Consider the following 14,429-nt stretch of genomic DNA (forward strand, 5'->3'; position numbering starts at 1 on the left):
CAGCTCTACCGCGAGCTGGGTGACGCTCATGGCGAGGGGGAGTCGCTGTTCTGGGTGGGCACGGTCCACCAGGTGATCCGCCAGGACCAGGCGACCGCCGACCCGGCCTTCGCGCGGGCGCGTGAGCTGGCGACCGAGGCGGGCGACGAGCTGACCCTGTCGTACGTGCTGCGGCACCTCTGCTTCGGTGAGCAGGCCGCCGGTCGGGTCGACGCGGCGCGGGAGTTGCTGGCGGAGTCGACCCGGCTGCGCCGGGAGCTGTCCTTCACGCCGGGGGTCGCGGCGAACCTGATCGGTCTGGCGGACCTGGCGGCGACCGACGGTGACCGGGATGCCGCCCGCGAGCTGCTCGACGAGGCGGCCGAGCTCGCGGCCGGCAGCGGTGCGCACGGTGTTGCCCGGTGGGTGCAGGAGGCCCGCGACGAGCTGAAACTCGCCTGATCACGAGTAGGACAAGTAGCCGACGAGGTGACCGACGCCCTCGCCGACGGGCTTCGCCGAGCGTGATCGACTCGACATCGCCGATATGGGGGTGTCCGAGGACGTGGGATACCGCGATATCGCCGAAACCGAGTGGATCAAGGCCGGGGGCCGGTGTGGATCAAGGGTGGGCGCTGATGTCTGGTGGATCAACGCCGGACCTGGGGTACGTGCCGCGCAGCGAGGCGGAGGCGGTGGCCGTACAGGAGGAGTTGCGGCCGCTCGTCGACCTGGTCGGGCCGGGTCCGGCCGCGCCCGCGACGGTGGCCGGCCTGGACGTCGCGTACGCCGAGAGCGGCGACCTCCTCGCGGCGGCCGTGACCGTGCTGGACGCCCGGACGTTGGCGGTGGTGGATTCGGCGGTCAGTGTGGGCCGGCCTTCGTTCGGTTACGTGCCGGGGCTGTTCGCCTTCCGCGAGCTGCCGGCTCTGCTCGCCGCGCTGGACACGCTGACGACCAGCCCGGACCTGCTGGTCTGTGACGGGCACGGCGTGGCCCATCCGCGCCGGTTCGGGCTCGCCTGTCACCTCGGGGTGGTCACCGGCCTGCCCGCGATCGGCGTGGGCAAGACGCCGCTGGTCGGCGAGTGGGGTCCACCGGCCGCCGAGCGGGGTGCCTGGTCGGCGCTGCGCGACGGAGGTGAGGTCGTGGGCCGGGTGCTACGGACCCGGGACGGGGTGAAGCCGGTCTTCGTGAGCGTCGGGCACCGGATGAGCCTGGACAACGCGACCGCGCAGGTGCTCGCGTTGACTCCGCGCTACCGCCTCCCCGAGACGACCCGTACCGCCGACCGGCTCTGCCGCGACGCCCTCGCCGGGATCACACGCTCCAACCTGGACGAATCGGGCGGTGGAGCCCTCGGCCCTGCCGACGGAGATCGCCGAGCGTGATCGACTCGACATCGCCGATATCGGGGTGTCCGAGGCCGTGCGACACCCCGACATCGCCGATACCGAGTGGATCAAGGCTCGGTGGCCGCCGGGCCGGCCGTAAACCGTAACGCCGGACACATGCGGGCCGCTCTATGACCGGTGGCGGGGGTAGGCCGGTAGTAGCCTGGCCGCGGACCCCACCCGGGGAGAACGGTGAGGTGATCATGACGGTGCGTCGACGCGCGGCACGGCTCGCGACGGTCTGCGGTCTGCTGGTCGGCCTGGTGATGCTCGGTGCGTCACCCGCGCTGGCCGACGAGGACTCGGTCCGTGTGGGGTCGGCCAGCAGCTTCGCCGCCGGGGGTTCGGCCCAGGGGGTGAACGTCGCGGTGCGCAAGCGCTCCGGCGGCTGCGTCCTGCTGCGTACCGCCCTGGGTCTGCGCCTTGAGGGTCTCCAGCCGAGCCAGGTGGCGGTCCAGGTGAACGCGGGCGGGCACTGGGTTCCGGTGGCCGTCGGCGGCGGTGACGGCAACGTGGAGACCGGGCAGACCGCACCGGCGAAGCCGACCCTGTGCAAGGGCAAGGGCATCACCGTGCGGTACCGGGTGGCGTTCGCCGCCGACGCGCCGGGCGGCCAGCTCTACGTGACCGGTGTGGCTCTGACCGCTGCCGGCCAGCAGTTGGGGCAGGGCGCCGACACGGCGAAGGTCACCGGGCGGCTCTCCCCGTCGCTCACCCCGACGCCGTCGAAGAAGCCGACCCCGACCCCCAGTCCCACCGAGGTCGCGGCGGCCGGCGAGGTGGTGAACCCGGCCGCGCTGGGCCCGACGTCCGCCGCGCCCAGCGTGACCGCGGTGGCCGCCGAGTCCGGCGGTGGTTCGCCCATCATGTTCTTCGGCATCGCGATGGTGGCGGTCGGCCTGCTGCTCATCGTGCTGCTGGTGCGCCGCTCCCGGCAGGACCGCACGCCGTCCGACGAGCCCGGCCCGCTGCCGGGCAACCCCGGTGGCACCACCTACCGCTCCGGCGGTGGGTCACCCGCCGTGCCCGGTCAACCCGGCCCGGTGTACGGCCAGCAGCCGTCGACCGCCGGCCAGGTTCCTTCGCCCCGCCCCGCCGGCGGAGGGGTCTACGGGGCGCGACCCGTGCCGCCGACTCCGGACGCCACGCAACCGATGCCGGGTGCTCCGGCTGGTCCGGGTGCCCGGCCGCTGCCCGGTGACCCGCCCACGCCGCCCGACGGCGGCGATCACACCGTGTTCATGCCTCGGCTCCCCGGCTGACCGGGGCCGGGCCCGGACGCTCCGATACGCTCAGGTTCGTTGGAAACCTGCGGCCAAGGAGCGGAACTAGTGTCTGATCTGTCCCAGATCGTGAAGGCGTACGACGTCCGAGGGACGGTGCCGGACCAGTGGGACGAACGGGTCGCCGAGGCGCTCGGGGCCGCCTTCACCCAGCTGCTCAACGCCAGTGACGAGCCTGGCGACACGGTTGTCGTCGGGTACGACATGCGGGCCAGTTCGCCCGGCCTGGCCGCCGCGTTCGCCGCCGGGGTGCGGGCCGAGGGCCGCTCGGTGATCGAGATCGGGCTCGCCTCCACCGACCTGCTCTACTTCGCCTCCGGCTCGCTCGACCTGCCCGGCGCGATGTTCACCGCCAGTCACAACCCGGCGCAGTACAACGGCATCAAGATGTGCCGCTCCGGCGCCCGGCCGATCGGCCAGGACAGCGGGCTGGCGGAGATCCGGGAGCGGGCGCAGGCCCTGCTGGACTCCGGGGCGTCGCGCCCGGCGGGTGAGCCGACCCGCCCGGCCGAGCGGCGGGACCTGCTTCCCGACTACGCCGCGTACCTGCGCAAGCTGGTCGACCTCTCCGGCATCCGGCCGCTGAAGGTGGTGGTCGACGCCGGCAACGGGATGGGTGGCTTCACCGTCCCCACCGTGCTCGGCGACGCCGCCCTGTCGCCCCTGCCGTTGGAGATCGTGCCGCTCTACTTCGAGCTGGACGGCAGCTTCCCCAACCACGAGGCGAACCCGCTGGACCCGGCGAACCTGGTCGACCTCCAGCGTGCCGTGGTCGAGCACGGGGCCGACATCGGCCTGGCCTTCGACGGGGACGCCGACCGGTGCTTCGTGGTGGACGAGCGCGGCGAGCCGGTGTCGCCGTCGGCGATCACCGCGCTGGTCGCGGCGCGTGAGCTGGCCAAGCACCCGGGCTCCACGGTGATCCACGGTCTGATCACCTCCAGTGCGGTCGCGGAGATCATCCGCGAGCACGGTGGGGAGCCGGTGGTCGCCCGGGTCGGGCACTCCTTCATCAAGGCGGAGATGGCCCGCACCAACGCGGTCTTCGGCGGCGAGCACTCCGCGCACTACTACTTCCGGGACTTCTGGTTCGCCGACACCGGAATGCTCGCCGCGATGCACACCCTGGCCGCCCTGGGCGAGCAGTCGCAGCCGCTGTCCGTGCTGGCCGGCGAGTACGAGCGCTACATCGCCTCCGGCGAGATCAACTCGACGGTCGCCGACCAGGCCGCGGCGGTGGCCGAGGTGCGTGCCGCGTACCCGGACGCGACGGCCGACGAGATGGACGGGCTGACGCTGCGTTTCCCCGACGGCGCCTGGTTCAATCTGCGTGCCTCCAACACGGAGCCGCTGCTGCGGCTCAACGTCGAGGCGCCCACCCGCGAGCGGATGGTCTCGCTGCGGGACGAGGTGCTCGGCCGCGTTCGCCGATAAGATCGCCTGCGCCGGTCGGCACCGCCGCCGGTGACCCCGCACTCGTGGAAGGAGCCGCGCCATGGCCCTGGATCCGCAGTTGCTCGAGATCCTTGCCTGCCCGGACACGCACCACGCCCCGCTCACCTACGACGCGGAGGCGCAGACGTTGACCTGCACGGAGTGCGGCCGGATCTTCGAGGTCCGCGACGACGTGCCGGTGCTGCTGCTCGACGAGGCGCGTGGCGGCCCCGGACTGCAGTCATGATCGACGGTACGGCCGGGGTCAGCGGGCGTCGTGACGCCGACGAGGCCCTGCTCGACAACCCGGACGCGCTGGCCGAGCACGACCCGGGCGGCATGCTGCGGCACACCGCGTCGGCCGGCGCCCAGGTGCGCGAGAGCGCGGCGTTGGCCGCCGAGGCGAACCTGGCGGTGCTCGCCGACGACGGGCGTCCCCGGGCCGTGGTGATCGCCGGCATCGGCACCGCCGGGCGTACCGGTGACGTGCTGGCCACGGTCGCCGGGCCGCGCTGCCCGGTTCCGATCATCGGGCACCGCAGCGCGGGCGTACCCGGTTGGGTGGGCGCCGCCGACGTGGTGATCGCGGTGAGCGCGTCCGGTCGGAGCCCGGAGGCGTTGGGCGCCGCCGAGGCCGCGCACCGTCGCGGTGCCCGGCTGGTCGCGGTGGGCGCCCCGGACTCGCAGTTGCAGTCGGTGGCCGAGCGGGCCCGCGCGCCGTTCATCCCGGTGCCGCGCCGCGCGCCGGCCCGGGCCAGTCTCTGGGCGCTCACCGTGCCGGTGCTGCTCGCCGCGCGTTCGCTCGGGTTGGTGAAGGTCAACGAGGCGGACCTGGCGGAGACGGCGGCCCGGCTGGACGCGGACGCCGACCGCTGCCGCTCCGCCGCCGAGTCGTTCGTCAACCCGGCCAAGTCGCTGGCGCTGGGCCTGGCCGGCTCGATCCCGATCGTGTGGGGCTCGTCCCCGCTGGCCACCGTGGCGGCCCGCCGCTTCGGTGACACCCTGTCCGCCAACGCCCGCTACCCGGTGGTCACCGGGGCGCTGGGCGAGGCCGGGCGGGGCCGGGTCGGGCTGCTGGACGGGGTCTTCGGCGGCCTGGCCGAGGGGGAGCGGGACATCTTCGCCGACCCGGCGGAGGACGACGGCGAGGGCACCCGGCTGCGGCTGGTCCTGCTGCGCGACGGCGGCCTCAACGCCGAGGACGACACGGACGAGCCGCTCGCGGTCGAGGAGCGCCGCGCGGACGCGGTGCAGACCCTCGCGGAGCGCCGTGGTGTGCGCTGCGACGTGGTGACCGCCGAGGGTGGGTCGGCTCTGGAGCGGCTTGCCTCCCTGATCGCCGTACCGGACTTCGCCTCGATCTACCTTGCTCTGGCACACGGATTGGACCCGATGGCCGTCCCGGCCATCACCGAGATGAAGGAGCTGTCGAACCAGTGAACGTACGCAGGGGGCGGCGCGTCACGTACGTCACCACGACGCGAAGCGGAGTGGCGGCGTGAGCGCGAACGGCGGGACGAAGGCGATCGTCGCCGCCCTGCTGGCCAACGTCGGCATCGCTGTCACCAAGTTCATCGCGTTCCTGCTCTCCGGGTCCTCGTCGATGCTGGCCGAGGCGGTCCACTCGGTCGCCGACTCCGGTAACCAGGGTCTGCTGCTGCTCGGCGGGAAGCGGGCGAAGCGCGCGGCCACCCCGGAACACCCGTTCGGGTACGGCCGGGAGCGCTACATCTACGCGTTCATCGTGTCGATCGTGCTGTTCAGCATCGGCGGCCTGTTCGCCCTCTACGAGGCGTACCACAAGTGGTCGCACGCGGAGGGCATCACCGAGTGGCAGTGGCTTCCGGTGGCGGTGCTGCTGGCGGCGATCGCCATGGAGTCGTTCTCCTTCCGGACGGCGATCAAGGAGTCCAACCACATCCGGGGCAACCAGTCCTGGGTGCGCTTCATCCGGCGGGCCAAGGCGCCGGAGCTGCCGGTGGTGCTCCTGGAGGACTTCGGCGCGCTTGTCGGTCTGGTCTTCGCGCTCTTCGGCGTCGGCATGACGCTGATCACCGGCAACGGCCGGTGGGACGCCGCCGGCACCGCGATGATCGGCATCCTGCTGGTGGTCATCGCCATCGTGCTGGCCATCGAGACCAAGAGCCTGCTGCTCGGTGAGGGCGCCGAGCAGCAGGACCTGGCCGCCATCGAGCGGGCCATCACCGAGGGCCCCGAGGTGGAGCGGATCATCCACATGAAGACGCTCTACCTGGGCCCGGAAGAGCTGATGGTGGCCGCGAAGATCGGCGTGCCGGCCTGCGAGAGCGCCCACGACGTGGCCCGTGGCATCAACGCCGTGGAGGCGCGAATCCGCACCGCGGTGCCGATCGCCCGGGTGATCTACCTGGAGCCGGACATCTACAGCGCCGCCGCCGCGGCGGCCGGCACCGGCACCGCCGCCGACACCGCCGTACCGCAGCCCGAGGACGCGTCGGGCGAGGCGGTCGGGCGGCCCGGGGGCTGAGACGGTGGAACCGCTGTACGGACCGATCCGGGATTACGCCTGGGGGTCCCGCTCAGCCATCGCCATGTTGCAGGGTCGACCGGTGCCCAGCACCGGCCCGGAGGCGGAGCTGTGGCTGGGCGCCCACCCCGGCGCCCCGGCCAGGGTGGAGCGCGCCGGCCTGCGGGTGAGCCTCTGTGACCTGGTGCGCGACGAGCCGGGGCAGTGGCTGGGCCAGCGGGTGACCGACCGGTTCGGCACCCGGCTGCCGTTCCTGCTCAAGGTCCTCGCCGCCGACGCGCCGCTGAGCCTGCAGGCTCACCCGGACGCCGAGCAGGCCCGGGTGGGTTTCGCGGCGGAGGCGGGCCGGCCGGCGGGGGAGCGCAACTACTCCGACCCGCACCACAAGCCGGAGTTGCTGGTCGCGCTCACCCCGTTCGAGGCGCTGTGCGGCTTCCGGGATCCGGCCGAGTCGGCCGAGGCGCTCGCCGCGTTCGGCGTACCGGCGTTGGGGCCGGTGGTCGACGCGCTGCGGGCCGGGCCGGCGGGGCTGCGCACGGCCGTGCGGACACTGCTCGGCTGGCCGGTCGCCGAGCGCGACGGGCTGCTGCGTGCCGCCCTGGCGTCGGCGGCCGACGGCCCGGACGCGGAGTTGGCCCGCCGGTTGGCGACCGCCTATCCGGGCGACCCGGGCGTGCTGGTGGCGCTGCTGCTGCACCACCTGCGGCTGGTGCCGGGAGAGGCGATCTGGATGCCGGCGGGCAACCTGCACGCGTACCTGAGCGGCTGCGGCGTGGAGATCATGGCGGCGAGCGACAACGTGCTGCGCGGGGGTCTGACCCCGAAGCGGGTGGACGTCGACGAGTTGCTGCGGGTGCTGCGTTTCGAGGTGCTCGACGATCCGGTACGTGCCGCGCAGCCGATCGCCCCGGGCGTGGACTGCTGGCCGGTGCCGGTGGACGACTTCGCGCTGCACCGGGTGCGGGTCGGCGCGGCCGTGCCGGAGGTCACCGTGGCGCTGCCCGGCCCCCGGGTGGTGCTCTGCGCTGCGGGCTCGGTCACGGTCGACGACGGGGCGGGCGCGCTGACGCTGGCGTCCGGCCAGGCGGCGATCGGCACGGCGTCCGGTGAGCCGCTGCTGGTCGGCGGCGACGGTGAGGCGTACGTGGCGACGTCGGGGCTGCGCTGAGCCCGACACAAGTCCGACTTTCCCGGAATAGCTTGACGTGCCCCTGGCTGAATGTGACTCTATGAGTACGCAGCGTTATCGCGACGACGGTCCGACAACGTGCGGGGAACCAAACCGGGGGGATGCACGGGGCGGGCGGAAGTGGGCAGCGGGTCTGTCCACCACCGACCGCCCCGTGCGCTGTCCACAGCCCGTCCCCCGGCGCCCGTCGCCAGCGCGCGTAAGGTGGAGGATCGGCGCAGACATCGTTCGACAGGAGCTTTCATGACCAGCACCCTCCCGGCGGCCGCCAGCGGTACGCCGTCCGAGGCCCGGCCGAGCACGCTCGCCGAGGGCGACTTCAAGGTGGCGGATCTGTCGCTCGCCGAGTTCGGGCGCAAGGAGATCCAGCTCGCCGAGCACGAGATGCCCGGCCTGATGGCGATCCGGCGGGAGTTCGCCGAGGCGCAGCCGCTCACTGGCGCCCGGATCACCGGTTCGCTGCACATGACCATCCAGACCGCCGTCCTGATCGAGACGCTGGTCGCCCTCGGCGCGCAGGTCCGCTGGGCGTCCTGCAACATCTTCTCCACCCAGGACCACGCCGCCGCCGCGATCGTCGTCGGCCCGAACGGCACCCCCGAGGCCCCCGCCGGCGTCCCGGTGTACGCCTGGAAGGGCGAGACCCTTCCGGAGTACTGGTGGTGCACCGAGCAGGTGCTCGTCTGGCCGGACGGGCAGGGCCCGAACATGATCCTCGACGACGGCGGCGACGCCACCCTGCTGGTCCACAAGGGCGCGGAGTTCGAGAAGGCCGGCGTCGTGCCGCCGGTCGAGTCCGCCGACTCCGAGGAGTACGGGGTCATCCTCGAACTGCTGCACCGCTCGCTCGCCGAGGACGGCCAGCGCTGGACCCGGATCGCCGCCGGCATCAAGGGCGTCACCGAGGAGACCACCACCGGCGTGCACCGCCTCTACGAGATGCACCGCGCGGGCACGCTGCTCTTCCCGGCCATCAACGTCAACGACTCGGTGACCAAGAGCAAGTTCGACAACAAGTACGGCTGCCGCCACTCCCTGATCGACGGCCTCAACCGGGCCACCGACGTGCTGATCGGCGGCAAGATGGCCGTCGTGATGGGCTACGGCGACGTGGGCAAGGGCTGCGCCGAGTCGCTGCGCGGCCAGGGCGCCCGGGTCGTGGTGACCGAGGTCGACCCGATCTGCGCCCTGCAGGCCGCGATGGACGGTTACCAGGTCGCGACCCTGGACGACGTGGTCGAGCAGGCGGACATCTTCATCACCGCCACCGGCTGCTTCGACGTCATCACCAACGAGCACATGGCCCGGATGAAGCACCAGGCCATCGTCGGCAACATCGGCCACTTCGACAACGAGATCGACATGGCCGGCCTGGCCAAGCGCTCGGACGTCGAGCGGATCAACATCAAGCCGCAGGTCGACCTGTGGCGCTTCGCCGACGGGCACGCCATCATCGTGCTGTCCGAGGGGCGTCTGCTGAACCTGGGCAACGCGACCGGGCACCCGAGCTTCGTGATGTCGAACTCGTTCGCCAACCAGACGATCGCCCAGATCGAGCTGTTCACCAAGACCGAGGAGTACCCGGTCGGCGTCTACGTGCTGCCCAAGCACCTGGACGAGAAGGTGGCCCGCCTGCACCTGGGCGCGCTCGGCGCCAAGCTGAGCAAGCTCACCAAGGAGCAGGCCGCGTACCTGGGCGTCTCGCAGGAGGGGCCGTTCAAGCCGGACCACTACCGCTACTGATCGACATCTCTTCGAACCGGGTCGGCTGTTCGCAGCCGGCCCGGTTCGTCGTTCCCGCCAGGGCGGGACGGGACGTCAGCCGGAGCGGGAGTCGCGGCGGCTGGGGCGGAACCACGTCCACGCGCACCAGGCCAGCCAGCCCAGGGACACGACGGTGGCCAGTGCCCGGAGGCGCAGCGCGCTGAGCAGCAGCACCACGGCGAGCACCGCCAGCCACGGCAGGAAAGCCTTCACGGCAGGGATCCTCCCACGCTCGGACGGTGACCGGTTCGTGGCGGCCGCCGAAGACCAGGTCACAGCGAGAGTGAGCTTGTCATGAACGACTTGACGAGGTCCCGGAACTGGAGGAAGGTATGGCTGCCCTAAGTTAGCTGAGGCGTGCCTAATGAACACGGAGCCAGAATGTTCGCCACCTACCTGATCGGCCTGCGGGAGGGCCTGGAAGCGACCCTGGTGGTCAGCATCCTGGTCGCCTTCCTGGTGAAGTCGCAGCGCCGGGACCGGTTGCCGCAGGTGTGGGCGGGCGTCGGCCTTGCCGTGGCGCTCTCGGTGCTCTTCGGCTGGCTCATCGAGTACACCTCGACCTCGCTGCTGTCCCGCTCCGAGGACCGCGAGCTGTTCGAGGCCATCACCTCCGTCGCGGCCGTGGTGTTCGTCACCTGGATGATTTTCTGGATGCGCAAGGCGGCCCGCACCATCGCGGGCGAGCTGCGCGGCAAGCTCACCGAGGCACTGGCCGTCGGGTCGCTCGCCGTCGCCGGGATGGCCTTCCTCGCGGTGATCCGGGAGGGCCTCGAAACCGCCCTGATCTTCTACTCCGCCGCCCAGGGCGCGGCCGGCGACAGCGGGCCGCTGCTCGCGCTGATCGGCGGCATCCTCACCGCCGTGGTGCTCGGCGTGCTGCTGTACGCCAGCGCCCTGCGGATCAACCTCAGCAAGTTCTTCACCTGGACCGGTGCCCTGCTGATCCTGGTCGCCGCCGGCATCCTCAAGTACGGCGTGCACGACTTCCAGGAGTCCGGTGTCCTGCCCGGCCTCAACGACCTGGCCTTCGACATCACCAGCACGCTCGACCCGACCACCTGGTACGCGGCGCTGCTGGCCGGGATGTTCAACGTGACCCCGGCGCCCACCGTGCTCGAGACGATCGCCTGGATCGCGTACGCCGTGCCGGTCCTGGCGCTCTTCCTGCGCCCGACCCGGCGTACCCCCGCACCGGCCGCGGCCACCGCGGTGCCGGCCGCGCCCTCCGCGGCGGCACCCCCCGCGGCCTCGGCGCCCGCCGTCGCCGCGTCGGCGGCCGAGTCGACGTCTCCGGACGCCACGAGCACCACCACCGTCACCGAGCGCGGGGCCGACACCGGCACCGAGGCCGAGGCCGACGCGGCATCAACGCCGCAGCGTGCCTGACCCCACGAGGAGAGACAGCCCAGATGCGTACCACCCGATTCTTCGCGCTGGCCGCTGCCGGCGTGCTGGCGACGGCCGGCGTCGCCGCGTGCTCCGACTCCAAGAAGGATGAGGCGGGCGCGGCCGGCGGCGCGATCGTGGTCAAGGCCACCGACACCGCCTGCGAGGTCGGCACGACCGACCTCGGCGCCGGAACCGCCACCTTCAAGATCACCAACTCGGGCGCGAAGGTCACCGAGTTCTACGTGTACGCCTCCGGCGACCGGGTGATGGGCGAGGTGGAGAACATCGCCCCCGGGCTGAGCCGCGAGCTGCACGTCGAGCTGCCGGCGGGCACGTACGAGACGGCCTGCAAGCCGGGGATGAGCGGCAAGGGCATCCGGGGCGCGCTCAAGGTCAGCGGGTCGGCGCAGCCGCTGACCGCCGACGCCGCCCTGGCCGGGGCCACCGACAACTACCAGCGCTACGTCAAGAGCCAGACCGGCGCGTTGCTGGAGAAGACCGAGGAGTTCGTCGCCGCGGTGAAGGCTGGCGACGTGGCGAAGGCCAAGGCGCTCTACCCGGTCGCGCGCACCTACTGGGAGCGGATCGAGCCGGTGGCCGAGATCTTCGGCGACCTGGACCCCAAGATCGACGGCCGCGAGGAGGTCATCGAGGAGGGCATGGAGTTCACCGGCTTCCACCGGATCGAGAAGGACCTCTGGCAGTCCGGCGACATCAGCAAGGACGGCCCGATCGCGGACCGGCTGCTGGTCGACGTCAAGGAGGTCGTGGCGAAGGCCAACGCCGAGAAGCTCTCCCCGCTCCAGCTCGCCAACGGCGCGAAGGAGCTGCTCGACGAGGTCGCCAGCGGCAAGATCACCGGCGAGGAGGAGCGCTACTCGCACACCGACCTGTGGGACTTCGCCGCCAACCTGGACGGTTCCAAGGCGGCGCTGTCCGCCCTCCGGCCCGCGTTGGAGCAGCGCTCGCCGGAGCTGGTCAAGCAGCTCGACACCGAGTTCGCGAACGTCGAGGCGCAGCTCGGCAAGCACCGCGACGGCGACGGGTGGAAGCTGCACACCGCGTTGAGCAAGGCTGAGCTCAAGGAGCTCTCCGACGGCATCAACGCGCTCGCCGAGCCGATCAGCAAGGTCGCCGCAGTCGTCGCCCGGTGACCGGGACGCAGGGAGAGTCGAGTCGATGAGCGCAAGCAGGTTGACGCGCCGACGGGCCATCACGCTCGCCGGCGCGGGGGTGGCCGGAGTCGCCGGGGTGGCCGCCGGCGCGGGCGCGCTGGTGGGCGACTCCCGTGGCCCGGCGGCGGCCAGCGACCACCCGGCGGGCGCGGTCCCGTTCCACGGGGAGCACCAGGCCGGCATCGTCACCCCGGCGCAGGATCGGCTGCACTTCGTCGCCTTCGACGTGATCGCCAAGGACCGGGCCCGCCTGGTCGAGATGCTCCAGGAGTGGACGGCCGCCGCCGTGCGCATGACGGCCGGCCGCGACGCCGGGGTGCTCGGCGCGGTCGGTGGCATGCCGGAGGCCCCGCCGGACGACACCGGTGAGGCGCTCGGCCTCCCGCCGTCGCAGCTCACCCTGACCATCGGCTTCGGCCCGACGCTGTTCCGCGACGCCGACGGACGGGACCGCTTCAGCATCGCCGACCGCCGCCCGGCCGCCCTGGCCGAGCTGCCCAGGTTCCCCGGTGACGCGTTGCAGGCCCCGATCTCCGGTGGCGACCTGTGCGTGCAGGCGTGCGCCAACGACCCCCAGGTGGCGGTGCACGCGATCCGCAACCTGGCGCGGATCGGCATGGGGGTGGTCAGCGTCCGCTGGTCGCAGCTCGGCTTCGGCCGTACGTCGTCGACGTCCCGGGACCAGGCGACCGCCCGCAACCTGTTCGGCTTCAAGGACGGCACGGCCAACCTCAAGGCCGAGGAGACCAACCTGCTCCGCGACCAGCTGTGGGTGCAGCCGGGCGACGGGCCGGACTGGATGACCGGCGGGTCGTACCTGGTCACCCGCAAGATCCGGATGCTCGTGGAGACCTGGGACCGGACCTCCCTGGCCGAGCAGGAGGAGATCGTCGGTCGGACCAAGGGCAGCGGCGCCCCGCTCGGGCGCAGCAAGGAATTCGACGAGCCGGACTTCGCGGCACGCGGGGACGACGGCAAGCCGCTGATCGCCGAGCACGCCCACGTCGCCCTGGCCCACCCGAGCCGGAACAACGGCGCGCACCTGCTGCGGCGGGGCTACAACTTCGTCGACGGCTCGGACGGTCTCGGCCGGCTCGACGCCGGCCTCTTCTTCATCGCCTACCAGCGGGACCCGCGCCGGCAGTTCGTGCCGATCCAGACCCAGTTGGCCCGCCATGACGTGATGAACGAATATCTGCGGCACGTCTCCAGCGGCCTGTTCGCCTGCCCGCCCGGAGTGCGCGACGGTGGGGACCACTGGGGCCGCGCGCTCTTCGGCTGAGCGCTAGGGCCTGTTTCATAAGAACTGGCCGGCCTGCGGCGGCCGCCCGGACTCCGCCTCGGCTCGACCGCCCTTATGAAACAGGCCCTAACCGGATCGCGGCGGCGACCCGTCGTCCGGATGGCGACAGCGCGGCCGGCCGGGGGCTACGGTGGCGCCGGACGGCGCCGAGGGGGGATCATGGTGGCAGCCGGCCCGGGAACCGATCCCTGCGCTGGACCTCGCACCACGTGGCGCCGCCGCCGCGGGTCGCGGTGACTGGTTTGCCGGCGGCACTATCCGTGCCGGCTGACGCCGGTCCCACCGAACTGAACGGGGATGCAATATTAATCCCATGAGAGCCCGGGTACTGGTGGTCGACGACGACCCCGCACTCGCCGAGATGCTCGGCATCGTGCTGCGCAGTGAGGGTTTCCTGCCCTCGTTCGTGGCCGATGGCGAGCGGGCGTTGGCCGCCTTTCGTGACAGTCGGCCGGATATCGTCCTGCTCGACCTCATGTTGCCCGGAATGAGTGGTATCGACGTGGCGCGGTCGATCCGTGCCGAATCCGGCGTGCCGATCGTCATGCTGACTGCCAAGAGCGACACCGTGGACGTCGTCCTCGGCCTGGAGTCCGGTGCCGACGACTACGTGGTCAAGCCGTTCAAGCCCAAGGAGCTGGTGGCCCGGATGCGGGCCCGGTTGCGCCGTGGCGAGGACGTGGCGCCGGAGATGCTGACCATCGGCCCGCCCGGCAACCAGATCACCATCGACGTGCCGGCCCACACCGTGAGCCGCAACGACGAGGAGGTGAAGCTGACGCCGTTGGAGTTCGACCTGCTGGTCGCGCTCGCTCGCAAGCCGCGTCAGGTCTTCACCCGCGAGGTGCTGCTGGAGCAGGTCTGGGGCTATCGGCACGCGGCCGACACCCGACTGGTCAACGTGCACGTGCAGCGGCTGCGCGCCAAGATCGAGCCAGATCCGGAGCGGCCGGAAATCATCCTCACCGTGCGGGGCGTGGGCTACAAGGCGGGCACCGGATAGCCTGGTC

General features: G+C 72.1%; 14 protein-coding genes. 13 read left to right on the forward strand and 1 reads right to left on the reverse strand.

Annotated features, from left to right (window positions below; all coding sequences use genetic code 11):
* The 9 genes from ABZU46_RS17850 to ahcY form a co-directional block, all read left to right on the forward strand.
* On the forward strand, positions 1-441 hold a 441-nt coding region (locus tag ABZU46_RS17850; protein WP_354859012.1), incomplete at its 5' end, for a tetratricopeptide repeat protein.
* A gap of 176 nt (positions 442-617) precedes the next feature.
* Entirely contained in the window at positions 618-1,370 is a 753-nt protein-coding gene (nfi, locus tag ABZU46_RS17855) for a deoxyribonuclease V (protein ID WP_354859014.1), read from the forward strand.
* Between the two features lie 206 nt (positions 1,371-1,576).
* Entirely contained in the window at positions 1,577-2,635 is a 1,059-nt protein-coding gene (locus ABZU46_RS17860) for a hypothetical protein (RefSeq protein WP_354859016.1), read from the forward strand.
* Positions 2,636-2,704: 69 nt separating this feature from the next.
* Positions 2,705-4,090 (forward strand): phosphomannomutase/phosphoglucomutase, encoded by a 1,386-nt coding sequence (locus tag ABZU46_RS17865; protein WP_354859018.1) that lies wholly within the window; start codon positions 2,705-2,707, stop codon positions 4,088-4,090.
* Between the two features lie 61 nt (positions 4,091-4,151).
* A complete protein-coding gene (locus ABZU46_RS17870) occupies positions 4,152-4,337 on the forward strand; it encodes a Trm112 family protein (protein WP_354859020.1) in 186 nt (61 codons plus the stop codon).
* Positions 4,334-5,530: an SIS domain-containing protein gene (locus tag ABZU46_RS17875; protein WP_234587712.1), complete on the forward strand. Its 1,197-nt coding sequence runs from the start codon at positions 4,334-4,336 to the stop codon at positions 5,528-5,530. The genes ABZU46_RS17870 and ABZU46_RS17875 overlap by 4 nt, the downstream gene beginning before the upstream one ends.
* Before the next feature lie 58 nt (positions 5,531-5,588).
* Positions 5,589-6,596 carry a cation diffusion facilitator family transporter gene (locus ABZU46_RS17880; RefSeq protein WP_354859023.1) on the forward strand — a complete coding sequence of 336 codons (1,008 nt, stop codon included), beginning with the start codon at positions 5,589-5,591 and terminating at the stop codon, positions 6,594-6,596.
* Between the two features lie 4 nt (positions 6,597-6,600).
* On the forward strand, positions 6,601-7,764 hold the full coding sequence (gene manA, locus ABZU46_RS17885; protein ID WP_354859026.1) for a mannose-6-phosphate isomerase, class I: 1,164 nt from the start codon (positions 6,601-6,603) through the stop codon (positions 7,762-7,764).
* Between the two features lie 264 nt (positions 7,765-8,028).
* A complete protein-coding gene (gene ahcY, locus ABZU46_RS17890; protein ID WP_354859028.1) occupies positions 8,029-9,528 on the forward strand; it encodes an adenosylhomocysteinase in 1,500 nt (499 codons plus the stop codon).
* 75 nt (positions 9,529-9,603) lie between these two features.
* On the opposite strand, the gene ABZU46_RS17895 is transcribed toward ahcY, so the two are convergent.
* Positions 9,604-9,762 (reverse strand): hypothetical protein, encoded by a 159-nt coding sequence (locus ABZU46_RS17895; protein WP_354859030.1) that lies wholly within the window; start codon positions 9,760-9,762, stop codon positions 9,604-9,606.
* 168 nt (positions 9,763-9,930) lie between these two features.
* Here ABZU46_RS17895 and efeU point away from each other — a divergent pair, with 168 nt between their 5' ends.
* The 4 genes from efeU to mtrA all read left to right on the forward strand — a co-directional run bounded on the left by efeU (position 9,931) and on the right by mtrA (position 14,422).
* Entirely contained in the window at positions 9,931-10,938 is a 1,008-nt protein-coding gene (gene efeU, locus ABZU46_RS17900; protein ID WP_354859033.1) for an iron uptake transporter permease EfeU, read from the forward strand.
* Between the two features lie 23 nt (positions 10,939-10,961).
* A complete protein-coding gene (gene efeO, locus ABZU46_RS17905; protein ID WP_354859035.1) occupies positions 10,962-12,095 on the forward strand; it encodes an iron uptake system protein EfeO in 1,134 nt (377 codons plus the stop codon).
* 25 nt (positions 12,096-12,120) lie between these two features.
* Positions 12,121-13,398, forward strand: coding sequence for an iron uptake transporter deferrochelatase/peroxidase subunit (efeB, locus tag ABZU46_RS17910; RefSeq protein ID WP_354859037.1), 1,278 nt, complete (start codon positions 12,121-12,123; stop codon positions 13,396-13,398).
* A gap of 334 nt (positions 13,399-13,732) precedes the next feature.
* The gene (mtrA, locus tag ABZU46_RS17915) at positions 13,733-14,422 is read left to right on the forward strand and encodes an MtrAB system response regulator MtrA (protein ID WP_007455837.1); all 690 of its coding nucleotides are present in this window, start codon (positions 13,733-13,735) and stop codon (positions 14,420-14,422) included.
* Positions 14,423-14,429 lie beyond the last annotated feature (7 nt).

The organism is Micromonospora sp. NPDC005197 (genome assembly GCF_040608295.1).
Classification (GTDB): domain Bacteria; phylum Actinomycetota; class Actinomycetes; order Mycobacteriales; family Micromonosporaceae; genus Micromonospora.

What these genes read in the sequence shown, in the direction of transcription:
- nfi (WP_354859014.1), top strand. Translation starts at nt 618, where the DNA reads ATGTCTGGTGGATCAACGCCGGACCTGGGGTACGTGCCGCGCAGCGAG.
- ABZU46_RS17860 (WP_354859016.1), top strand. Translation starts at nt 1,577, where the DNA reads ATGACGGTGCGTCGACGCGCGGCACGGCTCGCGACGGTCTGCGGTCTG.
- ABZU46_RS17870 (WP_354859020.1), top strand. Translation starts at nt 4,152, where the DNA reads ATGGCCCTGGATCCGCAGTTGCTCGAGATCCTTGCCTGCCCGGACACG.
- ABZU46_RS17875 (WP_234587712.1), top strand. Translation starts at nt 4,334, where the DNA reads ATGATCGACGGTACGGCCGGGGTCAGCGGGCGTCGTGACGCCGACGAG.
- ahcY (WP_354859028.1), top strand. Translation starts at nt 8,029, where the DNA reads ATGACCAGCACCCTCCCGGCGGCCGCCAGCGGTACGCCGTCCGAGGCC.
- efeU (WP_354859033.1), top strand. Translation starts at nt 9,931, where the DNA reads ATGTTCGCCACCTACCTGATCGGCCTGCGGGAGGGCCTGGAAGCGACC.
- efeO (WP_354859035.1), top strand. Translation starts at nt 10,962, where the DNA reads ATGCGTACCACCCGATTCTTCGCGCTGGCCGCTGCCGGCGTGCTGGCG.
- efeB (WP_354859037.1), top strand. Translation starts at nt 12,121, where the DNA reads ATGAGCGCAAGCAGGTTGACGCGCCGACGGGCCATCACGCTCGCCGGC.
- mtrA (WP_007455837.1), top strand. Translation starts at nt 13,733, where the DNA reads ATGAGAGCCCGGGTACTGGTGGTCGACGACGACCCCGCACTCGCCGAG.